25 protein-coding genes are annotated in these 22,923 nt (G+C 59.2%); 12 read left to right on the top strand and 13 right to left on the bottom strand.

Annotated elements, in window-relative coordinates; genetic code table 11:
• Positions 1 to 132 precede the first annotated feature (132 nt).
• Positions 133 to 441 carry a hypothetical protein gene (locus tag AO240_RS14600; RefSeq protein ID WP_099237064.1) on the bottom strand — a complete coding sequence of 103 codons (309 nt, stop codon included), beginning with the start codon at positions 439 to 441 and terminating at the stop codon, positions 133 to 135.
• Between the two features lie 173 nt (positions 442 to 614).
• Here AO240_RS14600 and AO240_RS14595 point away from each other — a divergent pair, with 173 nt between their 5' ends.
• Complete coding sequence (locus AO240_RS14595; RefSeq protein WP_058412111.1) at positions 615 to 827, top strand: hypothetical protein; 213 nt, start codon at positions 615 to 617, stop codon at positions 825 to 827.
• Positions 828 to 860: 33 nt separating this feature from the next.
• On the opposite strand, the gene AO240_RS14590 is transcribed toward AO240_RS14595, so the two are convergent.
• Genes AO240_RS14590 through AO240_RS14560 form a run of 7 tightly spaced genes read right to left on the bottom strand, consistent with a single transcriptional unit; the run spans position 861 to position 7,827 of the window.
• Positions 861 to 1,889: a nucleoside hydrolase gene (locus AO240_RS14590; protein WP_099237063.1), complete on the bottom strand. Its 1,029-nt coding sequence runs from the start codon at positions 1,887 to 1,889 to the stop codon at positions 861 to 863.
• A 26-nt stretch (positions 1,890 to 1,915) separates the two neighbouring features.
• Positions 1,916 to 2,320, bottom strand: coding sequence for a D-ribose pyranase (gene rbsD / locus AO240_RS14585; protein WP_058412113.1), 405 nt, complete (start codon positions 2,318 to 2,320; stop codon positions 1,916 to 1,918).
• Positions 2,317 to 3,234, bottom strand: coding sequence for a ribokinase (rbsK, locus tag AO240_RS14580; RefSeq protein ID WP_099237062.1), 918 nt, complete (start codon positions 3,232 to 3,234; stop codon positions 2,317 to 2,319). The genes rbsD and rbsK overlap by 4 nt, the downstream gene beginning before the upstream one ends.
• A 23-nt stretch (positions 3,235 to 3,257) precedes the next feature.
• On the bottom strand, positions 3,258 to 4,280 hold the full coding sequence (locus AO240_RS14575; RefSeq protein WP_099237061.1) for a LacI family DNA-binding transcriptional regulator: 1,023 nt from the start codon (positions 4,278 to 4,280) through the stop codon (positions 3,258 to 3,260).
• 3 nt (positions 4,281 to 4,283) lie between these two features.
• Complete coding sequence (locus AO240_RS14570) at positions 4,284 to 5,261, bottom strand: ABC transporter permease (protein ID WP_058412116.1); 978 nt, start codon at positions 5,259 to 5,261, stop codon at positions 4,284 to 4,286.
• Entirely contained in the window at positions 5,258 to 6,811 is a 1,554-nt protein-coding gene (locus tag AO240_RS14565) for a sugar ABC transporter ATP-binding protein (protein ID WP_099237060.1), read from the bottom strand. The genes AO240_RS14570 and AO240_RS14565 overlap by 4 nt, the downstream gene beginning before the upstream one ends.
• Before the next feature lie 56 nt (positions 6,812 to 6,867).
• The gene (locus tag AO240_RS14560) at positions 6,868 to 7,827 is read right to left on the bottom strand and encodes a sugar ABC transporter substrate-binding protein (protein WP_099237059.1); all 960 of its coding nucleotides are present in this window, start codon (positions 7,825 to 7,827) and stop codon (positions 6,868 to 6,870) included.
• Between the two features lie 492 nt (positions 7,828 to 8,319).
• Between AO240_RS14560 and AO240_RS14555 the strand changes: the two genes are divergently transcribed.
• Positions 8,320 to 9,408: an asparaginase gene (locus AO240_RS14555; protein ID WP_099237058.1), complete on the top strand. Its 1,089-nt coding sequence runs from the start codon at positions 8,320 to 8,322 to the stop codon at positions 9,406 to 9,408.
• Positions 9,409 to 9,533: 125 nt separating this feature from the next.
• Positions 9,534 to 9,785, top strand: a complete 252-nt coding sequence (locus AO240_RS14550; RefSeq protein WP_177445827.1) for a DUF1654 domain-containing protein — start codon at positions 9,534 to 9,536, stop codon at positions 9,783 to 9,785.
• Between the two features lie 76 nt (positions 9,786 to 9,861).
• Here AO240_RS14550 and AO240_RS14545 read toward each other — a convergent pair whose 3' ends face one another.
• Both AO240_RS14545 and AO240_RS14540 read right to left on the bottom strand, forming a co-directional pair.
• Positions 9,862 to 10,227, bottom strand: a complete 366-nt coding sequence (locus AO240_RS14545) for a histone-like nucleoid-structuring protein, MvaT/MvaU family (RefSeq protein WP_058412121.1) — start codon at positions 10,225 to 10,227, stop codon at positions 9,862 to 9,864.
• 131 nt (positions 10,228 to 10,358) lie between these two features.
• Positions 10,359 to 10,982, bottom strand: a complete 624-nt coding sequence (locus AO240_RS14540) for a TetR/AcrR family transcriptional regulator (RefSeq protein ID WP_177445826.1) — start codon at positions 10,980 to 10,982, stop codon at positions 10,359 to 10,361.
• A gap of 98 nt (positions 10,983 to 11,080) precedes the next feature.
• Here AO240_RS14540 and AO240_RS14535 point away from each other — a divergent pair, with 98 nt between their 5' ends.
• The 4 genes from AO240_RS14535 to AO240_RS14520 all read left to right on the top strand — a co-directional run bounded on the left by AO240_RS14535 (position 11,081) and on the right by AO240_RS14520 (position 17,572).
• On the top strand, positions 11,081 to 11,806 hold the full coding sequence (locus AO240_RS14535) for a nitroreductase family protein (RefSeq protein ID WP_099237055.1): 726 nt from the start codon (positions 11,081 to 11,083) through the stop codon (positions 11,804 to 11,806).
• A 197-nt stretch (positions 11,807 to 12,003) separates the two neighbouring features.
• Positions 12,004 to 13,392, top strand: a complete 1,389-nt coding sequence (locus AO240_RS14530; protein WP_371918628.1) for an efflux transporter outer membrane subunit — start codon at positions 12,004 to 12,006, stop codon at positions 13,390 to 13,392.
• Between the two features lie 37 nt (positions 13,393 to 13,429).
• On the top strand, positions 13,430 to 14,479 hold the full coding sequence (locus tag AO240_RS14525; RefSeq protein ID WP_256585957.1) for an efflux RND transporter periplasmic adaptor subunit: 1,050 nt from the start codon (positions 13,430 to 13,432) through the stop codon (positions 14,477 to 14,479).
• Between the two features lie 3 nt (positions 14,480 to 14,482).
• Positions 14,483 to 17,572, top strand: coding sequence for an efflux RND transporter permease subunit (locus AO240_RS14520; protein WP_099237052.1), 3,090 nt, complete (start codon positions 14,483 to 14,485; stop codon positions 17,570 to 17,572).
• Positions 17,573 to 17,619: 47 nt separating this feature from the next.
• On the opposite strand, the gene AO240_RS14515 is transcribed toward AO240_RS14520, so the two are convergent.
• Positions 17,620 to 18,000: a penicillin-binding protein activator LpoB gene (locus tag AO240_RS14515; RefSeq protein ID WP_082649002.1), complete on the bottom strand. Its 381-nt coding sequence runs from the start codon at positions 17,998 to 18,000 to the stop codon at positions 17,620 to 17,622.
• A 247-nt stretch (positions 18,001 to 18,247) separates the two neighbouring features.
• Between AO240_RS14515 and csrA the strand changes: the two genes are divergently transcribed.
• Positions 18,248 to 18,442, top strand: coding sequence for a carbon storage regulator CsrA (gene csrA, locus AO240_RS14510; protein WP_003192511.1), 195 nt, complete (start codon positions 18,248 to 18,250; stop codon positions 18,440 to 18,442).
• Between the two features lie 200 nt (positions 18,443 to 18,642).
• On the top strand, positions 18,643 to 18,906 hold the full coding sequence (locus AO240_RS14505) for a hypothetical protein (RefSeq protein WP_099237051.1): 264 nt from the start codon (positions 18,643 to 18,645) through the stop codon (positions 18,904 to 18,906).
• On the opposite strand, the gene AO240_RS14500 is transcribed toward AO240_RS14505, so the two are convergent.
• Positions 18,898 to 19,572 carry an HAD-IA family hydrolase gene (locus AO240_RS14500; protein WP_099237050.1) on the bottom strand — a complete coding sequence of 225 codons (675 nt, stop codon included), beginning with the start codon at positions 19,570 to 19,572 and terminating at the stop codon, positions 18,898 to 18,900. The genes AO240_RS14505 and AO240_RS14500 overlap by 9 nt on opposite strands.
• A 163-nt stretch (positions 19,573 to 19,735) precedes the next feature.
• Between AO240_RS14500 and AO240_RS14495 the strand changes: the two genes are divergently transcribed.
• The 3 genes from AO240_RS14495 (at position 19,736) to AO240_RS14485 (ending at position 22,262) form a co-directional block, all read left to right on the top strand.
• A complete protein-coding gene (locus AO240_RS14495) occupies positions 19,736 to 20,407 on the top strand; it encodes a heavy metal response regulator transcription factor (protein ID WP_099237049.1) in 672 nt (223 codons plus the stop codon).
• Positions 20,404 to 21,804: a heavy metal sensor histidine kinase gene (locus AO240_RS14490; RefSeq protein ID WP_099237048.1), complete on the top strand. Its 1,401-nt coding sequence runs from the start codon at positions 20,404 to 20,406 to the stop codon at positions 21,802 to 21,804. The genes AO240_RS14495 and AO240_RS14490 overlap by 4 nt, the downstream gene beginning before the upstream one ends.
• Positions 21,805 to 22,016: 212 nt before the next feature.
• Entirely contained in the window at positions 22,017 to 22,262 is a 246-nt protein-coding gene (locus AO240_RS14485; protein ID WP_058412131.1) for a hypothetical protein, read from the top strand.
• Positions 22,263 to 22,277: 15 nt separating this feature from the next.
• On the opposite strand, the gene pcp is transcribed toward AO240_RS14485, so the two are convergent.
• Positions 22,278 to 22,919 carry a pyroglutamyl-peptidase I gene (gene pcp / locus AO240_RS14480; RefSeq protein ID WP_099237047.1) on the bottom strand — a complete coding sequence of 214 codons (642 nt, stop codon included), beginning with the start codon at positions 22,917 to 22,919 and terminating at the stop codon, positions 22,278 to 22,280.
• Positions 22,920 to 22,923: the final 4 nt, after the last annotated feature.

Genomic DNA, 22,923 nt, shown 5'->3' with positions numbered 1-22,923 from the left:
GTAAAAAAATGGACAGAGATCGTGCGACAGCAGCAAGGCGGATAGGTTTCAAGACGTAAATCGCCAAGCGGCCAGTCTGCCTGACTCAAGACGCGCATTCGCCCAGGCAATCGTCACCAGATATGAACGCATTCAGTAGACGTCGATGTAGTCAAACGGCGGGTTTGGCCAATTTTGCTTGAGCGCATTGAAAATCTGCGTCACCCAGACTTCATCGCTGGCGGCTACGTTGCCCACATAACCAGAACCTTTGGCCCAGGTTTCCAGGCGAAACAACAGGCCGTCGATGTCTACACCGCCTACGGCTTTGCCGGAGGATATATAGGCGATACCGGCCTTGGTCACGCGCAATTGAGTGTGTTCGTCGTCACTCGCACTGGCGAGTAATTGACGAACAGCCTTCAGCGTCAGGCCATCGGGGTTGTTCAAGTCGATCTGCACGCGGTGTTCCCCGGCAATTAAGATGGCAGACAGTGTCGCACAGGGTCTGCCTCATTTCGAAGCAACTGCGGCCTAAGTAGCAGTGCCCAACACGCCGCAAAAATGCTTAACTGCGCCGGCAAGAACCGCGTTTCAGCGCACTACACAGTAATTCAGCCCCGCGAGCCCACACCATGAGCACCGTAACCCTGCAAGCCGACATCAAAGCCAAGTGGCCTCAAGGACAGGGCTCTTACAGCCCCGGAAGCCCGGAAGAGTTGGCAATCATTGGCATCGACTTGCTGGTCAAAGAGATGGGCACCCAAGCCGCGCAGGCCTTCATCGGCCAGGTATTCGAGAAATACCCGGCCGATCATATGGGCGCTCACAACCCCGAGCGCGAATAAGAACCGGCCGGCGAACGCCGACCGGCAAGCACATTACTTCAGACGCGCGAGGCGCTCGGTCAGCAGATCGAAGAAGCCTTGGGCATTGCCGTTCTCAACCCAGAACGCGTTCTTCGGTTGTTTCAGGCCGTCATACCAATCCACGATGGTCTGGCCGAAGGTCGGGCCTTCGCGGCTGTCGACGACCACGTTAACTTCACGGCCGCTGAACAGCTCAGGCTTGAGCAGGTAGGCAATCACAGTGGCATCGTGTACCGGGCCGCCGGGGATGCCGTAGTGTTCCATGTCGCCTTTTACATATTCATTAAGAATACTGCTGACGACCTTGCTGGCGTTGTTATTGAGGTCGGCGATCTTTTTCAAGCGCGCGTCACTGGTCAGCACCTTATGGGTCACGTCCAGTGGCAGGTAGGTCAGCTTGACGCCACTTTTCAGCACGATCTCGGCCGCAACCGGGTCAGCGAACAGATTAAACTCGGCCACCGGCGTGATATTGCCGCCATTGAAGTGCGCGCCGCCCATCACCACCACTTCCTTGATGCCTTGGGTAATTTCCGGCGCTTGGGTGAGTGCCAGAGCGAGGTTGGTCTGCGGGCCAAGCATGGCGATGGTGATGCTGTGCGGCTTGGCGGTGCTCAGGGTTTTGATCAAGTAATCAACCGCATTGCCTTCGGCCAGGGCTTGTTTCGGCTCGTGCACGGTGACGCCGGAGATACCTTCCTTGCCGTGAATATTCTCGGCATAAATCGGCGTGCGCAGCAGCGGTTTTGGTGCACCGGCGTACACCGGGATGTCCTCACGCCCTGCCCACTCGCGCGCCAGGCGCGCGTTGCGGGAAGTTTTGTCGAGCCGCACGTTACCGGCAACGGTGGTCAGCGCACGAATGCTCAATTCCTCTGGCGAGGCCATGGCGAACAGCAAGGCCACCACGTCATCGGCACCTGGGTCGGTGTCGATGATCAGGTCGATTTTTTCCGCCGCGTGGGCGTTGGCTGCAGTGAGCGCGGACAAAAGCAAAACACTCCGAAACAGGTTTTTCAGGGTGGGAAGACCACGTTGCATGAAACTCTCCTTGTCTTGGGAAAACGCTAGAAGGTGACGCCGGATACCAGCGCTATATTACAGTAAGGCTGGCACTCGCCAGTGCGCACCACGGCGCGGGCCTTACGGCTGAGCTGCTTGAATTCTTCGTGGCTGAGCAGGCGTCGCTCGCCGAGCGCCGCCTGCTCAGTCAAGGTGTTAAGTGCCGCCAGCGCCGGCGGCTGCTTGAGCAGAATTTCTTCCGCCAACACGTGGCTTTCCACCTGCATCTCGCTCAGCACAATACGCAGGGTGCTGATGAAGTCCGGAATACCCTGAGTCAGCGCCAAGTCGATTAACTCGACGCCCGGCGGCACCGGCAGGCCAGCATCGCCGATCACCAGAATGTCGCCGTGCCCCAACGATGCGATCACGCGTGACAGGGCAATATTGAGCAGAGGTGTCTTTTTCATGAGGGCACAAAACCTTGAACGTCATGCAGCGTAGGGATAGAAGGTTGCGCACCAGCGCGAGTCACCGACAACGCCGCTGCCACCTGGCCAAAACGGATGGCCTCGGCTTCGGTTTTGCCGTTGGCAAGCGCTGCGGCAAAGCCTCCGACGAAGGTGTCACCGGCGGCCGTGGTGTCCACCGCCTTGACCTTGGGCGCCACTAAATGCTCGAAGCCTTTGCCATCGGCAAACAGCGCGCCCTGGGCGCCGAGGGTAATGATCACCTTGCCGGCGCCCGCGTTGATCAAGTGCGTCGCCGCGAGCTTGGCGGTGTCCAGGCAGTCAACCTGCACGCCACTTAATGCGCTGGCTTCACTTTCGTTGGGAATCAGATAATCAATCGAGGCATACCACTCAGCCGGCAACGGGCCACTGGCCGGCGCCGGGTTGAGGATCACTGTCTTGCCCAGTTCGCGACCGCGCTTAAGGGCGTGCCCCACGGTGCTCATCGGCACTTCCAACTGGCAGATGATCACCTCGGCCGCCTGCAACACAGCGTCAGCGGCCTGCAACGACGCGGGGCTCAGTTCAGCGTTGCTGCCGGCCACGATCACAATCGCGTTCTGGCTGCTGTCATCCACCACAATCAACGCCACGCCGCTGGAACCGTCCACGCTGCTCACAGCCTGGCAATCGATGCCCTCTACCTTAAGCGCATCGCGCAATTGGCTGCCATAGGCGTCGGTGCCGACGCAGCCGATCATCGCCACCTCAGCCCCCAGGCGCGCCGACGCCACGGCCTGGTTGGCGCCCTTGCCGCCGGGGACGGTTGCAAAGGTTTGGCCAATCAAGGTTTCACCGGCGCGCGGCAAGCGGCTGGCGCGGGTGACCAGGTCCATGTTCAAGCTGCCTACTACCACTACTTTTGCTGGCATACATCAATTCTCATCAGTTCGGTTCAGCGGTAATGGGCGAACACACCGGCAAACGGTGCCGTCGACTCACGCAAAACAATACTCGGCGTCACGATGCGTTGATCGATCGGCAGTTGGGGTGTCGCAATTCGTCGCAGTAAAAGTTCGGCGGCCGTCTCGCCCAATTGCACGATCGACTGCCCCACCGTGGTCAGCGCCGGGTACACGTAACGGCCCATTTGAATATCATCAAAACCGATGACCGACAGCTCACCCGGCACGCGGATATTACGCTCGGCCGCGGCGCGCAATACGCCGAAACCAATCATGTCATTGCTGGCAAAAATCGCGCTGGGCGGGTTTTCCGACAACAACTGCACCGCTGCGGCATAACCGCCGGTGCTGGTGAAGTCACTCGCCTGCGTCCGACTGGCCGCCACCTCCACGCCCGCCTCACGCAGCGCGCGGTGATACCCGGCCAAACGCATTTGCGCCACGCGGGTGTGGCCGGGGCCGCCGATACAGGCGATGTCGCGGTGGCCCAGCTCAAGCAAATGCCGGGTCGCCAAGTAGGCGCCCTGCTCGTGATCGATACGCACCAGGTCGACATCTATACCGTCCAGCGCGCGGTCGACAATCACCATCGGCGTGCGCACCGCGTTCAAGCCGGCGGCAAGGCCACTGTCGTCGCCGCCCACCGAGGTCACGATCAAGCCGTCGATGCGCTTCTCAAGCAACACGCGCAAGTAGCTGCGCTGCTTCTCGGCGTTATCGTCGGAATTGCACAGGATTACGCAATAGCCATTACGCTCGCAATAATCCTCGATGCCTCGCGCCAACTCCGCGAAATACGGGTTGAGGCTGTTGGGCACGAGCAGGCCGATGGTGGCGGTGGTCTTGGCCTTGAGCGAGCGCGCGACCGCACTCGGCACGTAGTCCAACTGCTTGATCGCCGCCTCGACCTTGACCCGCACAGGCTCGCTGACCGGCCGCGACTTGTTCACCACATGCGACACGGTGGTGTAGGAAATACCCGCAAGCGCTGCCACATCCTTGATCGTTGCCATGGTTTAGCCCCGCCGACTGGCGCGCTGGCTACGATAGGTGTCGAGGACCACGGCAATCACGATTACCGCACCGGTGATGATGCGTTTGGTCGGCTCCGTAGCACCGATTTGCGCCAGGCCCGCCGCCAATACCGAAATAATCAGCACGCCGAAGAATGTACTGATGACCGAGCCGCGCCCGCCCATCAGGCTGGTGCCGCCGATTACCACGGCCGCAATCACCTGCAATTCCAGGCCGGAGCCGGCGTTCGGGTCTGCCGCTTCCAGGCGCGAGATCTGGAACAACGCCGCCACACCGGCCAACAGGCCCATCAGGCTGAATACCAGGATCTTGTAGGGCTTGGGATTGATGCCGGCCAGCCGCACGGCCTCTTCGTTGGTGCCGATACCGATCAGGTAGCGACCAAACACGGTGCGCGTCAACACCAGCTGGGCGACGATAATCACCAGCAGCGCAATGATAAACGATGGCGAAATACCGAAGGCAATCGGGTTCGACAGCCAGGCGAAGGAGTCACCGATGTAAGCGGTGCGCGAGCCGGTCATCTGGTACGCCACGCCGCGCGCCATTTCAAGCACGCCGAGGGACACGATAAACGAAGGAATGCGCCAGGCCACAGTGATCGAGCCAGTAATGGTGCCGGCCAACGCCGCACAGCCCATGCCGAGCAAGGCCGCTGGCAATACGCTCCAGCCCCAGCCGAGAATCGCCACGCTGACCGCCGACGCGGCCAGTGCCAGCACCGAGCCCACCGACAGGTCGATACCGCCGATGATCAGGATAAAGGTCATGCCCACCGCCAGCACCATCAGGTCGGGGATCTGGTTGGCCAAGGTGCTGAAGGTGTCGTAGGACAGGAAGTGATCGCTCAACACCGAGAACAGCGCGATCATCGCCAACAACGCGCCCGCCAGCCCCAGGTAGGTGCCGAGGCCATAGAAGTTGCCGGCGGTTTTACCGGGCGAATGTGTAGTTTTCATGGGGTATCCCTAAGCACTGCGTCGTTGAGCAGCGCATCACGTTTTTTATAGCCGGCAAACGCGGCGGCGAGCAATTCGTCCTGGGTCCAGCTGTCACGCTCGAAGGTATCGATCAGGCGCCCGGCGGAGAGCACGCCGATTCGGTCGCAGATCAACATCAATTCACGCAGGTCGCTGGACACCACGACCAGCGCTTTGCCTTGGCGAGTCAGGTCGCCGAGCAGCGCATAAATATCGAATTTGGCGCCGACGTCGATGCCTCGCGTCGGCTCATCGAACAGCATCACCGCGCAATCGCGCTCCAGCCAGCGACCAATCACCACCTTTTGCTGGTTGCCGCCCGACAGCTCGGACACCAACTGCGCCGGGCTTGAGCTGCGGATGCGCATCGCATCGATCTGGCGCTTGGCCAGGGCGGTTTCGTCACGGCTATTCACCACGCCGCCAGCGGAAATTTCCGGCATGTTGCCCAAGGCAATATTGGCGCTGATGGACTGGGTCAATAGCAGGCCTTCGCCCTTGCGGTCTTCGGTGATCAGGGCGATGCCATGACCGACCGCATCCACCGGCGAACGAATGCTCACAACCTGCGCTGGCGAGCCCAGCGCCACCGTGCCGCTGTCGGCCAGGTCGGCACCAAAGATCAGCCGCAACAGTTCGGTACGACCGGCACCGATCAGGCCCGAGATGCCATAGATTTCACCCGCGCGCACCTCAAAAGACACGTCGCGCACCTTGTCCGAACGGGTCAGCCCTTTCACCGTCAAGGCCGGGCCGCCGAGGGTGCGCGGGCCCAAGTCGATCTGTTCGCCCAACTCGCGACCGACCATCAAGGTCACCAGTTGCTCGCTGTTGTAGTTGGCCATCGGCTCGACGCAGACCAGCTTGCCGTCGCGCAGTACCGCAATGCGCTGGGCGACGCGGGCCAGCTCTTCGAGCCGGTGAGAGATATAAATAATCGCCACACCGCGCGCTTGCAGGCGGGTGATTTGTTCAAACAGCATCTCGACTTCACGCGCGGTGAGCATGGCCGTGGGTTCGTCGAGAATCAGGACATGGCAATCGCCGATCAGGTTGCGGGCGATTTCGACCATTTGTTGATGGCCAATGCCGAGGCTGCCGACGAGGGTGTCCGGGTCGATCGCATCGAGGCCGACTTGCGCCATGGCTTCGATCGCGGCTTTGCGCAACTGCTTGCGGCTGATCCAACCACAGTTACTGGGCAGGTTATCGAGGAACAGGTTTTCGGCGACCGTGAGCGTGGGCAACAGGTTGAGTTCCTGCATGACCATGCGCACGCCCAGCCCTTCGGCGTGGGTGCGGCTGCCGGGGCGGTAATCCTGACCATTGAACTGCATGTGCCCGGTGGTCGGGGTGACCAGCCCGCCGATAATCTTCGACAACGTGCTTTTACCTGCGCCGTTCTCACCGGTCAGCGCCAGCACTTCCCCGCGATTAAGCGTCAGGGTGATGTCGGACAGAACCGGTTGGGCATAGGTTTTGCCGATACCGCTGACCGAGAGGACAGCGTTCGGGGCGGAAGATGACATAGGAAATCTCCAGGCGCCCGCTCAGGACGAGCGGGCGCTGTTGGGTGCTGCCAGGATTATTGCTTGAGGACGAGTTCGACCGGCGTTTCAATCACGCCGTCTTTGGCGTCGACTTTCTCACCCTTGACCAGCTTGAGCGCGTTCTGGATACCGAACACGGCTTGCTGGGCGGCGGCCTGATCGGCGGTCGCCAGGATGCGGCCGTCTTTGAGCATCGGCTTAACCGCTTCGATATTGTCGTAGCCCACGACCAGTACTTTGCCGGCCTTGCCTGCGGCACGTACGGCCGAGACAGCGCCAAGCGCCATGTTGTCGTTACCGGCCAACAGAGCCTTGAGGTCCGGGTATTCGCTCAGCATCGCGGAAGCGACTTTTTGGCCCTGGTCGATTTCCCAGTTACCCGATTGGGTAGACACGATTTTCATGCCGGCGGCGTCCATCGCATCCTTGAAGCCTGCGGTTCGCTGCTGGGCGTTGGTGGTGGTCGGTACGCCTTCGATGATGCCGACTTTGTCACCCGCGGCCAGTTGCTTGGCCAGGTAGTCACCGACCAGCTTGGAGCCTTTGCGGTTGTCCGGGCCTACAAACGGGATGTCGAGGTTTTTGCTTTTCAGCACGTCCGGGTCAAGGCGGTTGTCGATGTTGACGACCTTGATGCCGGCATCGGAAGCCTTCTTCAGCACGGTGACCAATGCCTTGGAGTCGGCCGGGGCGATGACGATGGCGTTTACTTTGGCGAGGATCATCTGGTTGACAATATCGATCTGCGCGCTGGTATCGGTTTCGTTCTTGATACCGTTGGTGATCATGTCGAAGTCAGCAGCATGCTCCTTCTGATAAGACTTGGCGCCCTCTTGCATGGTGACGAAAAATTCGTTGGCAAGCGACTTCATCACCAGGCCGACCTTGGGTTTGGCGGCGGCGTCTTCAGCAAAGGCCGAGGAAAGGGGTAGAGCAGCGGATGCGGCGGCAAGCACAGCGACAGCAAGAAGACGTGCAGCGAATGGCAGCTTCATGGGTTCACTCCGATCTTATGATTATTGTAAGCAACGCTTGCCGTGAAACATCTCGCAAACGTTTGCGTTAGTCAAACTATGAGAACCTTGTCGGGATTTGTCAACGGAAGAAAAACGCCGTCCATTCCAAGTACGCGAGGTTCAGGCCTCAGGTCACACGGTTGATCTGATTAAACATCGCCCTCCCCCAGTCGTCCTCCAAAACGACAGGCTGTGGCGCGCATGCCTTATGTGCGCCGTCGATATTCCATCATGGTTTTCGGACAACCGAACGCACGCCCCTTCATTGTTCGGAAAGCCGGACAAGCGCGGTTCCAACTCATCAAAAAATTGAACATAAGTTGTTTTGAATCAACAGGTTAATTTATAGCCGCCGACACAATCAGCTTGGTACAAATCCTGCTCTTTCTCAGCACCTCGTGGCGTTCAGAACCGCCCGGGCGCTCTAGATGAACCTGCATCAGCACTCATCAAAAACCAGAGAGAAAAATAATGAAATCTGCACTGAAGACCTTTGTTCCGGGCGCTCTAGCCCTACTGCTGCTGTGCCCCGTTGCCGCCCAGGCAAAGGACGCTGAACCCAAGACCAAACTGTCCAACGTAGTCATTCTCGCCACCGGCGGCACCATTGCCGGTGCTGGCGCGAGCGCCGCCAACAGCGCTACCTATCAGGCAGCCAAAGTCGGCATCGAGCAATTGATCGCAGGCGTTCCCGAGCTTGGCCAGATCGCCCATGTACGCGGCGAGCAAGTCCTGCAAATCGCCTCCGAAAGCATCAACAACGAAAACCTGCTGCAATTGGGGCGCCGCGTTGCCGAACTGGCCGACAGTGATGACGTGGACGGCATCGTGATCACCCACGGCACCGACACCCTTGAAGAAACCGCTTACTTCCTGAACCTGGTGGAAAAAACCGACAAGCCAATCGTGGTGGTCGGCTCCATGCGCCCAGGCACCGCGATGTCGGCAGACGGTATGCTCAACCTGTACAACGCGGTTGCAGTGGCCAGCAGCAAAGAAGCACGCGGCAAAGGCGTGCTGGTCACCATGAACGACGAAATCCAATCGGGCCGCGACGTCAGCAAGATGATCAACATCAAGACTGAAGCGTTCAAGAGCGCATGGGGCCCGCTGGGCATGGTGGTTGAAGGCAAATCCTATTGGTTCCGCCTGCCTGCCAAGCGCCACACACAGGATTCAGAGTTCGACATCAAGACCATCAAGAGCCTGCCGGACGTGGAAATCGCCTACGGTTATGGCAACGTCGGCGACACCAGCGTCAAGGCGCTGGCCCAGGCTGGCGCCAAGGCAATCGTCTATGCCGGTACCGGCAATGGTTCGGTGTCCTCCAAGGTCGTGCCTGCCCTGCAAGAACTGCGCAAGCAAGGCGTGCAGATCATTCGGTCTTCCCACGTGAATGCCGGCGGCTTCGTTCTGCGCAATGCCGAACAGCCGGACGACAAGTATGACTGGGTTGCGGCGCATGACCTGAACCCTCAGAAAGCACGAATCCTGGCCATGGTTGCCCTGACGAAGACTCAGGACAGCAAAGAGCTGCAACGGATCTTCTGGGAATATTAATTCCTGGTAACACTGGGCAGAGGCGGGTTACCCGCCTCTGCCTGCCGGCACGTGAATTTTAAGCAGTTGCGAAATTGCTTGCAGTTAAATACTGTATGCACGTACAGCAAACTAAGGAATATTCCGTGGCAAAGTCTTCTTCCGCAGCGCCTGCTCCGCCGGATGCGTACGCACGCCTCGGCGTTCGTGTGCAAAAAATCATTAATTCAACCAATGCCCAGAAATCCAAAACAGCGTTGATTTTCCGTCTGCCGGACGAGCCGGAGGAAGACTGGGCACGCTTGCTGGAAGAAATTGCAGAGAACGACAACGTCACCCTCGCCTATCGGGATGACGGCGGCGTGCAGATTTTCTGGGTTGTACCGAAGGAAGATTGACCCGAACGCTGCCGGCGCAACAAAAACAACACCCATAAAAAAGGGCCAATACTGGCCCTTTATAGTCAACTTAAGCTTACTTGTTCAGCCAGGACTCGACGGTGTCTGAACCGTGTTCAGCTTTCCATTCTTTCAAGCCTTTGTGATTACCACCCTTCGTTTCAATGACTTCACCGGTGTGCGGGTTCTTGTAAACCTTCACTTGGCGAGCTTTACGGGTGCCGGACTTCGGTGCGGCCACGGGAGCACGACGACCCGCCTGTGGATCAAGCAGATTGACCACGTCCTTGAGGCTGTAGCCATATTTTGCGAGCAAATCACGCAGCTTGGTCTCAAATTCAATTTCTTTCTTAAGGCCGGCGTCGCCCTTCAGCGCTTCGAGTGCCTTGAGTTGTTCAGCAAGATGTTTTTCGAGCTGGCGGAATTCTGCGAGTTTGGACATGGGTAATCTCTCTTAGAGTAAGCAGTGAAATCTGTGCCAAATCAAGATTTAGCTAGATTGCTTGATCGGACAATAGCCCCTGCCAAGAAGTGCCGTCGAGTTGAATGTGAAACGGCGGTGGTTTCTTTGCGTTAATTAATATTTTGCCTGTGCAGATAATTCTCCAGCAACGTCACGACCTCCACGGTGAAGCTTGGCTGGCCAAGTAATGCCGGACGGTCAGCCGTCACGGTGTGAATGATGGCGTGCACGGCGATGCCCATCAAATAGATCGAAAGATCCGGGTCCGGCACGTTCTTCATGAACGGCCTGAGTACCTCTGCAAACTGGCGCTGTAATTGATCGTTATTGTCATCCATGTGCCTGACGGTACTGGGTAGCTCCTCGTGGATGGCTTTGTGCAGCGCGGGCGCGACGCGGTGTTCGGCAACGACCATCTCCACGATCATGGTCAGCGCCTCACGAAGAGAGCACTGGTTCGGTAGAACCTCCAACACCTTGAATAAATCAGTTTGCGTTGCATCGGCATGACGCCGCTGCAGCTCCGCAATGATCGCCTCTTTATTAGGAAAAAACTGGTAAAGCGACCCAATGTTGACGCCTGCACGCTCTGCAATCGCGTTGGTGGTCAGCCCCTCCCAACCTACCTGGGTCAAAATGTAAGTCGCTGCTTGAATAATCGCATCGACCGTCGCCCGCGAACGTGCTTGGGACGGCATTTTCCTGGGGCTGACGGGCATACGGCTTTTGTTCAAGGTCACCTCAAGAACATGAGTTTTTAAAAACTAAGCTTTAACTTACTATTTTGGACGTGAGAACACAACGTTGCTCACGTACCGAGACTATTGCAGCCATGAATACGCATGATTTGGAACAACGCTGGGACAGCTTCCGGGCCGCGAACCGCTTTCGCAGGGCCATCCGAAAATTCAGTTCAGCAGCGTTGCCAGATGGCGACGTCTACGAGCTACTGGTGGAGGCCGCTCACGCTCCGTCAAGCGGAAACATGCAGCCCTATGAGTTTCACCGCGTCCGCGACCCAGCGCTTAAAGCCAGCATGGCGGCAGCCTGCAATGGGCAAAAAGCAGCGGCATCGGCATCCGAGTTCGTGGTGATCGTGGCCAGCCCCGCGCTTGGGATACGTACCGCCCAGGCGCAACTTGAGTATCTCGAACACTCTGCCTTGGGCGCTGATTCAAAGGCCTATAACCGCAAGCAGATTGCGATGTTCAAAAAAGTACTGGGGCTGGGTTCCAGCGCAGCGTGGTCGCCGCTGGTGTTCCTGGCGGCGTTGGTACGCCCCACGCTTTCGCTGTTGCCTGTAGGCCTGATCGGAGGTCGTCAATGGGCTGCGCGCAACGCCATATTTGCGGCTCAAACCATCATGCTCGGGGCTGCGGCCAAAGGCATCGATTCATGCCCGATGGAAGGGTTTTCGGCAACAAAAGTTGCAAAGCTTCTAGGCATACAGCGCGGGTCTGTGATCCCGCTGGTGATCGCACTCGGGTACCGCGCGCCCGACGCCAGGATCGAAGAACGCTGGCGCAACCCGATGGAAAACATCGTTATTTCACACTGAACCACTTTTGCGTGGCCCGTTCAGGGCTGCGGCAAAGCTTTTCAGAGCGCTATTACCTTCTTCGGTAATCCAAGATGACTTCTCAGATCGAATGTCGAGCAGGCCTCTCTGAGCCCTGCGAACAGGGCTGCAGGCAATCGCGATGGATAGCGCCCCTACTTGTTGTGGCGGCTTTACTGGTATGCGCAGGGTGCGCGTTGCAACCGGCCTATGTGACGCCGACCCCGCCGACACCCACAGCCTGGTCGGTAGACGCCGCCAGTGCTGAACGCCATGCGCCCTTGCCGGGCGATCCCTGGTGGCAGCCTTTGGGTGACAAGGCTATTGATACCCTGGTAGAGGCCGCATTCGCAGGCAACCCGACCTTGCTGCAGGCAGTGACACGGGTTGACGAGGCCAAGGCGACGCTGACTGCTGATACAGCGGCAACGATGCCTGGCGTCGGCGTCGACGCCAGCTTCACACGGCAAAAAAGTCGCGATACTTCCGCCGCCGGATCAGGGGTGACGGTACAGAGTACCTCCGCCGCTGTCGGGCCGAGTTTCAGTTGGGAACTGGACCTGTTCGGGCGGGTTCGCCAGTCAGTAGAAGCCGCCCGAAACCACCTGGATGCGCGTACCGCAGACGCGGCGTCCACGCGCCTGACCTTGGCCGCCGATGTTGCCAATGACGTGCTTTCCCTGCGTGCCTGTGAAAGTTCGCGACGCGTTTTAATCGATGACATTGCCTCCCGGGAAAAGACCCTGGCATTGACGCAACTGCGGCTGAACTCAGGTTTTGCTGCACCGGTTGACGAAGCACGCATCCTGTCCGGCTTAGCGACCTCGCAGACCAATCTTGCCACTCAAGCAGACCAATGCGCGCGTCTGGTTAATGCGCTGGTGGCGTTGACCGGCGCAGAGGCCGGCACCGTCACACACCTTGTGGGTACACAACCGTCAGCCTCTGAGAGCGAACTGGCCTACATGCCGCAGGCGCCCGCTGCGGTGCCTCAACTACCCGCAACGGTATTGGCCTCGCATCCCGACGTTGTTTCAGCTGAACGTGAGACTGCAGCCGCTTGGGCCGACATCGCGGTAGCGCGTGCAGACCGCCTGCCGCGTATCGATCTCGCCGCAGCGCTGACCGGGCAGTGGATTCGCATGGCCGGTTCCAGCATTAACTTCGACACCTGGTCTATCGGCCCCAGCCTCAGTGGCACGCTGTTCGATGGCGGTGCGGGCAAGGCCAAAGTCGAGGCTGCAAAAGCCCGCTACGTGCGCGCCGCCGCCACCTTGAAAAGCACGCTGAGAACCACCGTTCAAGACGTCGAAAACGCGCTGGCGGATCAGGCATCGGCAAAGTCCCGGCTGACCTCTACCAAGGAAGGCGTAGCCGCCGCCCGCACCACCTTCCAAGCCTCAGACGCGCAATGGAAGGCGGGCGCTGTCAGCCTGTTTGAGCTGGAAGACAGCCGCCGGCAATTCGCTTCAGCAAAGGATGCCGAAATCTCTGCACGCCGCGATCAGGCACAGGCCTGGATCTCGCTGGTAAAAGCCACCGGCGGAGCTATCGCCCTAACTCCGGATAACACCTCCCATGAATAAATTATTGTGCTTGCGGATGATAGTTGGCGGCCGGTCAATGGCCGTCGTTGCGCTGGTCGCCGGCTTGGTTATCGCCGCCATTTTCATGTCTGCGCCTACCCGCTCAGCCACTCAAACAGACACCCAGCCGGCCTCCGCCCTGACGGTGACGGTCGCGACCGCGACCACCTTGAGTTGGCCCGTCAAACTTGAGGCAAGTGGCTCAATCGCGCCTTGGGAAGAAGCGGTCATCGGGTCCCAGGTTTCAAACCTGCGTTTGGTTCAGCTCTATGTGAACGTCGGTGACGCGGTGAAGCGAGGGCAACTGCTCGCCTCGTTCGACGCGGCCTTGCTCGAAGCCGACGCCACGCGCCTTAACGCAAACTGGTTGCAAGCGGAGTCCAACCGCAAGCGCGCATTGCAATTGAAGGGCACGGGCGGCATCAGTGATCAGGACGTGCTTCAGTATGAGACGCAAGCCGACGTGGCCAAAGCGTTGCTCACCGGCACTCAACTGCAACTGCGTTATGCCAAGGTCATCGCGCCAGATGACGGTTTGATCAGCGCTCGCTCTGCAACCGTCGGCGCGGTTTACGGTAACGGCCAAGAGTTGTTCCGCATGATCCGGCAAGGCCGGCTGGAATGGCGCGGCGAATTGACCGCGCTGCAGTTGGCCCACGTCACACCCGGCCAACGCATCACACTGGCGTTACCTGACGATTCTTCAGCCGTTGCAGTGGTGCGTGAACTCGCGCCGGACCTGAACACCGAGACGCGTTTGGGCATCGCCTACGCTGACATCGAACCCGGCAGCACGGCACGGGCCGGCATGTATGCCAAAGGGCTGGTTAATTTGGCTGTGCGCGCCGCCGTGGTGATACCGGCCGCGAGTGTGGTCATACGAGATGGGCGTAGCTACGTGCCCCGCGTGGTCGACGACGACCGAATCAGCTTACAACCGGTGACGGTGGGGCGCCGGCAGAACAACCAGGTCGAAATTGTTTCGGGTATCAACGTTGCAGACAGCGTGGTAGAGCAAGGTGCCGCCTTTTTGAATGACGGTGATCGGGTACACATCGTAACAGCACCTGCTGAAGCGAAGGAGTAAGCCATGAACTTCGCCACCTGGTCGATCCGCAACCCAATCCCTTCCATCCTGCTTTTCGTACTGTTGTCCATGGCCGGAATACTAAGCTTTCGGGCGTTGCCGATCGCCAACATGCCGGACATCGATCTGCCCTCAGTGGTTATTTCGCTGACGCAACCCGGTGCTTCCCCGGCGCAGTTAGAGACGGAGGTAGCACGCAAGGTAGAGAACTCCCTCGCCACGCTGTCCGGGATAAAACACATGAGCACCTCGATTGTTGATGGGCGCGTAACCATTAACGTCGAGTTCATCCTTGAAAAGAAGTTATCTGATGCGCTGATTGAATCCAAAGATGCCGTCGATAAAGTTCGCTCCGATTTACCCAGCGATCTGGAGCAGCCTTCGATCAGCGCGATTCGTGTAGGCAGCGACGACGCAACATTAATCTACGCCGCTGCCTCTTCGAAAATGGATGAAGAGGCGCTCTCGTGGTTCGTCGATGATGCGGTCAACAAGGCCATATTGGGCGTACCCGGTATTGGCAAGTTTGAGCGCGTCGGTGGGGTTAGCCGCCAGGTAGTGGTGGAAGTCGACCCGGCCAGCCTGGAGGCGCAAGGCACCACGGCGGCCGAAGTGTCCAGGGCGCTCAAGAGTGTCGAGCAAGAGTCCTCCGGGGGGCGTGGCCAGGTGAATGGCGCGGAGCAGGCAGTGCGCACTATTGCTACAGTGCGCACTGCCGACGAGCTGAAAAATCTCCCCGTGGTGCTCAGCAATGGTCGACGCGTGAACCTGGACCAGGTTGCCTTGATCAAGGATACCTATGCAGACCGCACGCAGCTCGCCACGCTGGATGGTCAGCCGGTGGTCGGTTTCAGGATCTATCGGGCCAAGGGTTTCGACGAAACGCGTGTCGCCGCAGGTGTGCAGCAGGTGCTCGACAAGCTTCACGCGGCGGACGCAAGCCTGAACTTTACAAAAGTTTCCGGTACCGTGGATTACACGCATGAGCAGTATGAGGGCTCAATGCACATGCTTTATGAAGGCGCGTTACTGGCGGTGCTGGTGGTCTGGTGGTTCTTGCGCGACTGGCGCGCCACATTGATCTCCGCCTCGGCTTTACCGCTGTCGATACTGCCTACCTTTCTTGTGATGAACTGGCTCGGTTACTCTCTCAATACCCTGACGCTTCTGGCGCTGGCGGTGATCGTCGGCATTCTTGTAGACGACGCGATTGTCGAGATCGAGAACATTGAACGCCACCGCCGCATGGGCAAGCCTATCCATCAGGCAGCCGGCGACGCGGTGACCGAAATCGCCTTGGCGGTGATGGCCACCACCCTGACGCTGGTTGTAGTGTTTCTGCCCACGGCAATGATGAGCGGGGTCCCGGGGCTGTTCTTCAAGCAGTTTGGCTGGACGGCCGTGGTGGCGGTGCTTTCTTCCCTGTTGGTGGCGCGGGTTCTGACTCCGATGATGGCCACCTACTTGCTCAAAACGCATACCAAGGGCAAGGAAACGCCGGATGGCAGGCTGATGAAGCTGTATTTGCACAGCGTGGCCTGGTGCCTCAGCCATCGCCGCCTGACGATGTTGGGCACGGCTGTGGTTTTCGCTGCTTCGGTAGCGGTGGTTCCGCTGCTTGAAACCGGACTGATGCCAGCGTCAGACAAAGGCTACAGCAACATCAACCTTGAGCTGCCACCCGGCAGCAGCTTGTCGGCTACACGGGCGACAACCGAAGCGGTTAGCCGCGCCATCAACCACCTGCCAGGCATCGAGCATGTGTTCAGCACCGTGGGCGTCGCTCAGCCTGCCGGGCGCGGGCAAACCCAGGCAGCAGAGCTACGCCGGGCCACCATGACGCTCGTGCTGTCGGCACGCGGTGAGCGCCCAGGGCAAACCGACATCGAAAACCAGGTACGTGTTGCCTTGAAGGAAGTGCCAGGCGCACGGTTTTCGTTGGGCTCCGGCGGGCTCGGCGAGAAGCTGTCGCTGATTCTAGCGAGTGACGACAAGGCCGCGCTCAAAGCGACGGCTCAGGCGCTGGAGCGGCAGTTGAGGGAAGTCGCCGGCCTGGCCAACATCACCTCAACTGCCAGTATCGAGCGGCCGGAAATCGTGGTGCGTCCTGACGCCAGGCAGGCAGCCGAGCGTGGCGTGAGCACCGAGACGATTGGCGAAACAGTGCGCATTGCCACCAACGGCGACTTCGATGCAAAGATGGGCAAGCTAAACCTCGACAACCGGCAAATAGCCATTCAGGTGCGCATACCGGACGCTTCGCGCCAGGACTTTGAAACATTGGCTAATTTAAGGGTTCGCGGGCGTGACGGGCTGATTCCGCTATCGACTGTCGCGCAGTTGGCGATCGAGAGCGGGCCGACCCAGATTGACCGTTACGATCGACGCCGCTATGCGACAGTCACCGCGGACCTCGGGCACACACCGCTTGGGCAAGCACTCGCCAAAGCCAGAGCGCTGCCCGCCATCCAGTCCATGCCGTCGAGTGTCGAGCTGATCGAATCCGGCGACGCAGAAACCATGGCAGAGCTTATGACCGGGTTCAGCATGGCAATCGTCATCGGCCTGGTCTGTGTGTATTGCGTATTGGTGCTGCTGTTTCACGACTTTTTTCAGCCGCTGACAATCTTGTTTGCCATCCCCCTGTCGGTAGGCGGCGCCTTTGTGGCATTGCTGATGACACGCGGCATGCTGAGCCTCCCGTCGATGATTGGCCTGGTGATGCTGATGGGCATCGTCACCAAAAACTCGATCTTGCTCGTCGAGTACGCGTTGATGGGTATCCAGAAACAGGGGCTGTCGGTGGTTGAGGCATTGATTAACGCCTGCCATAAGCGGGTACGCCCGATCATCATGACGACCCTGGCGATGATCGCCGGGATGATGCCGATTGCGCTGGGCCTGGGGGCCGATGCGAGTTTCCGTCAGCCGATGGCCATCGCGGTTATCGGTGGGCTGGTGACCTCAACTGCATTGAGCTTGCTGGTGGTGCCTGTGGCGTTCACTTACATCAACGACGTTGAGCGCATGCTTCATCGAAGGTTTTCGTCGAAGCCGCAGGCACCTGCCGCCAAACACCTCACTGCCCGGTAGACAAGCCTGTGAGTAAAAATGGGCGGTATTCCCGCCCATTCTGCAAGTTACTGCGCAGCCTTGTGTTCGATGACCTGCGACACGGTGTCGCCTTTCTTGGCGCGCGCCAGTTTTTCGGTCAACAGTGCCTGCTTGGCTTCGGCTTCGGCCTGCGTGGCGAACGGCCCGAGCAACACCTGGTCCTTGCCGTCCTCTTTGACGATATAAAAATTAAAACCGTGTTCCAGCAACCAGGCGGTCAGGTCGGTGAGCGCCTGCAGCTTGTGGTCCGGCGGGCCGACCCACACGTCCCATTCCTGGGCGGCCAACGCGCCGGGCTGTGGCTGGCTTTCGATCACGGAAGGCTTGGCCTTGGGGGCTTCGACCGGTTTACCTTCACCGCAACCGGCCAATGCCAACACCGCAATTGCCATCGCTACTTTACGCACAGCCCTGCTCCTTTAAGGATAAAGAGGCAACTTTATCATTCACTGTCTATTCTGGCCGTCATAAACATTGGCTTAAACAATGCGAATGATGTATCGCAGACCTGTATGATGCCGCCATGGGAATTAATGTCGCCTCTATGCGTCCTAAAAGAGGCAGTCACAGGGAAGCGCTTAGCAGTAAGCTACACACATCTGACACCTGCCCTGTCTGAAACATGTGTCCTTAAAAGTAATCAAGGAGAAGTCCATGCTTATACTCACCCGCAAAGTTGGTGAAAGCATAAACATCGGTGATGACATTACGATCACCATTCTGGGCGTTAGCGGCCAGCAAGTACGAATCGGTATCAACGCGCCCAAAGATGTTGCGGTGCATCGCGAGGAAATTTACCAGCGCATCCAGGCTGGGCTGACTGCTCCGGACAAAAACCAGACGCCTTGAAGCGCCCTCAGTAGCCAGCCCTTTCGTTCACTGTAACGGCTGGCGAAGAGTTTTCGGTCTGCCCGCGTCCATCGCGCCACCAGCGCCCTCAGCTTCATTGCCAGATGAAAACTGCCCAGATGCCTGGAACTTGTTGCGTCATTCGCAGCCGAATTCCCTGAATACCGTCCCGCCGTCCGAGTGCATTCAGGAGCACGTCGATGAGGCCTACTGCAACCAAGCCACTTGTTTCCAGATCCTGGAGAATAGCCGTGCTGATAGGGCTGGCCTTCCTGGCGCTGGAGTATGGGCTAGGGTTCGAAGTTGAAGGCATTGGCGATCCCGGCGTACGTTCGTCGCTGGAACTGGCGCTCGTGCTGTGCGGCTACCTTTTTGCATTCTGCATCAAGCCAATCCAAAAGGTCGTTTTGCGCAAACTGTGCCAACACGCCGCTCAGCGCACACGCCGGCATACCTCACGATAAGCGCTGCAAACCGAGCAAGCCGTCAGCATCGCGCTGCACCTGCAACCGCTCATACCCATCGATGGCGGCATGCGTTGTTACCATAGGCGTCAGGTGCGTGGCGGTTACGACCAGCACATCAGCCCCGGCCGCCTCCCCGGCTCGAATACCCACCGTCGCATCCTCGAACACCAGGCAGTCCTCTACCGGCACGCCCAAACGCTGGGCACCCAGCACATAACACGCTGGATCGGGTTTGCCGTTGGCGACATCTTCGGCCGTCACCAACACCGCCGGTGGCGTAATGCCCGCAGCCTGCAGACGGCGCAATGCCAGCGCTTTGGGTGCAGACGTAACCAGCGCCCATTGATCGCCGGGCAGGCTGCGCAAGAACTCAACGGCGCCGGAAATCGCCACAACGCCCTCAACATCGTCGAGCTCCGCTTGGGTAATCCATTGCGCTTCAGCCTCGGGGTCTACGCCTGGTAATGCCTGACGGGTGATGGTGTCAATCGCACGCGCGCCGTGAATAGTGCTCAGGAACGCGGCCACATCCAGGCCGTGGCGTTCAGCCCAGATGCCCCACACCCGCTCGGCGGCGGCAATCGAGTTGAGCAGGGTTCCGTCCATATCGAAGAGGAAGGCGCGGTAACGTTGATTGAATACGGCTGAACCTGAAATAGACACGTCTGGGCTTTCCTTTTAATCGGTCCGATGCAATCTACGGATCAGCCCAGCGCTTGTAAACGTTACGCACGGCTACCCGCGCCATTGCATTACAGGTTTGTAATCAAGCGATGACCCTTGATCCGGCTACACTTGCGCCACGTATGGAACCAAGGCAATTCCCATGAACATCCTCGTAGTCGAAGACGAACCCAAGGCTGGCAATTACCTGCTCAACGGCCTGCAGGAGCTGGGTTACTCCGTAAGCCTTGCGCGTGACGGGGTAGACGGCCTGCACCAAGCGCTGGACACGCCTTTTGACGTGATCGTGCTAGACGTAATGATGCCGAAAATGGACGGCTGGGAAGTGCTGCGCCGCCTGCGCAAAGAGGCCGACACGCCGGTACTGTTCCTCACCGCCCGCGACGATATTGCCGACCGCATCAAGGGCCTGGAACTGGGCGCCGATGATTACTTGATCAAACCGTTTTCCTTCGCCGAGCTGGTCGCGCGTTTGCGCACCCTGACCCGTCGCGGCCCGAGCCGTGACGAGGCGCAACTGCAGATCGCCGACCTGCAAATCGACGTACTCAAGCGCCGCGTCAGCCGTGCCGGTACGCGCATCAACCTGACCAATAAAGAATTCGCCCTGCTGCACCTGTTCGCCACCCACCAGGACCAAGCGCTGTCACGCTCGATGATTGCCTCACGGGTGTGGGACATGAATTTCGACAGTGATACCAACGTGGTCGATGTCGCCGTGCGGCGCCTGCGTCTGAAAATCGACGACCCGTTCCAGCTCAAGTTGATCCACAGCGTGCGGGGCATCGGCTACCGCTTCGACACCCAGCCATGAACCCGCGCCGCCCTTACTCACTGACGCTGCGCCTGGCGTTGATCTTCGCCCTGCTCGCTTTTGCCCTGCTGGCCACGCTGGGGGTTGCACTGTACCGCGAGCTGGAGCGCGAACTGATCCTGCGCGATGACACCGCGCTGATCGGCCGCGTCGAGCAACTGCGTAACCTGCTGAACGACAGCAACACCCTGGACCTGATCAAGACCAAACCAGAGCTGTTCCAGAACATGTTGGGTAACCGCGAGTCGGTGTTGAGTATCGCCGCGCCGGGGCACAAGCCGTTGCTGCTGGTTAACCCTGGCAACATCGATTTGCCGCCCGTGCCGCCGGTTCCAAAGGGCCACACGTTGAGCCTCGCCGACGTGCAGCATTTGCCCGGTATCAATGGCGTGCCCTTCGCCACCGTGGCCGCCACCATCGATTCCGGCGACATCGGCAGCCTGCACATCACCACCGGGCGCCTGATGACCGAACGTAGCGCCGTGCTCGCCAGCTACCGTTTAAGTGTTTACATCCTGGCCAGCCTCGCCGCGATCATCCTCGCCCTGGTCGGCTACCTGTTAGTGCGCAGAGGGCTGCTGCCCTTAAGGCGCCTGGCCAACCACGCCCAAGGTATCGACGTGGGCAACCTCGCCGAACGCCTCGACAGCCACGGTGCGCCAAAAGAGCTGCTGCCGCTGATCGAGTCGTTCAACACCATGCTTGAGCGGCTGGCCAAGGGCTTTGTGCAACTGGGCCAAGTGTCCACCGACATGGCCCACGAACTGCGCACCCCGATCAACAACCTGCTGGGGGAAACCCAGGTAGCGTTACAGCAGAGCCGCAGCATCGAGGGCTATCAGCAATTGCTGGCCTCCAATGTCGAAGAACTCGAACGCCTGGCACGGATGCTCGACAACATGCTGTTCCTTGCCCGCACCGACCCGGCCAGCGCCCTGCGCCAACGCCAACAGCTGAGTGCGGCGGATGAAGTGACGCGCATCGCAGACTACTTTGAAGGGCTGGCCAGTGATGTGGATATGCGCATTATCGCGCGGGGTGACGGCGTGATCTGGGCAGAACCGATGCTGCTGCGCCGGGCACTGGCCAACCTGTGCGCGAACGCCATCAAATACGCTGCGCCGAGTTCGCAATTGGTGATTCAGGCGGTACCGTGTGCCGACGGCATCAACCTGAGCGTGAGCAGCCAGGGTGAAACCATTCCCGCCGAGCATCTGCCCAGGTTGTTCGAACGGTTTTACCGGGTGGATCAATCACGCGAACGTTCGGCGCAATCGAATGGGCTGGGGCTGTCGATTGTCGCGACCATCATGCAACTGCATAACGGGCGCTGCAGCGTGAGCAGTGCGTCGGGCGTAACGTGCTTTGAGCTGTTCTTTCCCCAGGCGGAACACTGAGCATCGCAAGCCGGAGCCTTGGAGTTATTTTGCAAACGTTTGTACGTCACGGCTAGGCCAGACTAACGCTACTCTGCCCCTCATCACTCACTCACATTGTTTGAAACGGGTGTCATGCTTTGGAGAGAAGACAGTATCGATTCGGCGCAGCGAGCACAGTGAACATCCCGGCTCAAGGCAGAGCCGGTGGCGGTAATGACGGAGGTTCTGGTATGGAAAGACGCTTGGGTTTACTGGAAAAGGGGCTGGCTGATATGAAAGAGAAGCTATTTGTCGTTTCGAGCAGAGCGGACTCGATTGAAAGGCATTCCACCACCATTGAAAAGCACTTCGCCACCAGGGCAGACCTGGCGACCACAGAGCTGAACCTGATCAAATGGTATGTAGCGACGGCCTTCGCGATGACAGGCCTGGTGTGCGCCATAACGTTCGGCCTGACCCGGCTGATGAGTGGCTAAGGCTGCCCGGGCAGGTCAACTGACCTGCCCGCCGCTTTGCACCACATCCACCTCGGTTACCCACGCCGCGAGCACTGCCACGCGCAGCCCCTCAACCAACGTCTCCAGCGGCATCGACGCTTGCCGCGTATCAGCCACCTGCTCCGGCAGGTTGGGTACGTGAATAAAACCACTGCACACAGGTGTGCCCGCAAGCGCATGCTGCAACAGGTAAAACACCTGATTACACACAAACGTACCCGCTGTCTGCGAGACCGAAGCGGCTATACCAGCCTCGCGCGCAGCCTTGACCATCGCCTTGATCGGCAGCGTGGTGAAGTAAGCCGCCGGGCCATCGGCCACCACCGCTTTATCAATAGGTTGCTCCCCAAGATTGTCGGGGATGCGTGCATCGTTCACGTTGATCGCCACCCGCTCCATCGAAATATCCCCGCGCCCGGGCGCAAGGCCTGTGGCAATCACCATCGCCGGGTTCAGTTCGGCGATCAGCCGGGTCAGGCATTCCCCCGCCGTGGCGAACGCACAGGGCAGTCGACGCGCAACAATCTGCACGCCCTCGCCCAACTTTACGCCCTCCAAACGGCGTACCGCTTCCCAAGAAGGGTTTATGACGTCTTGATCAAAGGGCTCAAAGCCCGTCAGCAGCACAGTTTGCATCTCG

It is taken from the genome of Pseudomonas sp. ICMP 460 (genome assembly GCF_002723595.1).
Classification (GTDB): Bacteria; Pseudomonadota; Gammaproteobacteria; order Pseudomonadales; family Pseudomonadaceae; genus Aquipseudomonas; species Aquipseudomonas kitaguniensis.
Note: the sequence above shows the minus strand (reverse complement) of the source record. Positions and strands in the feature narration are given on the sequence as shown.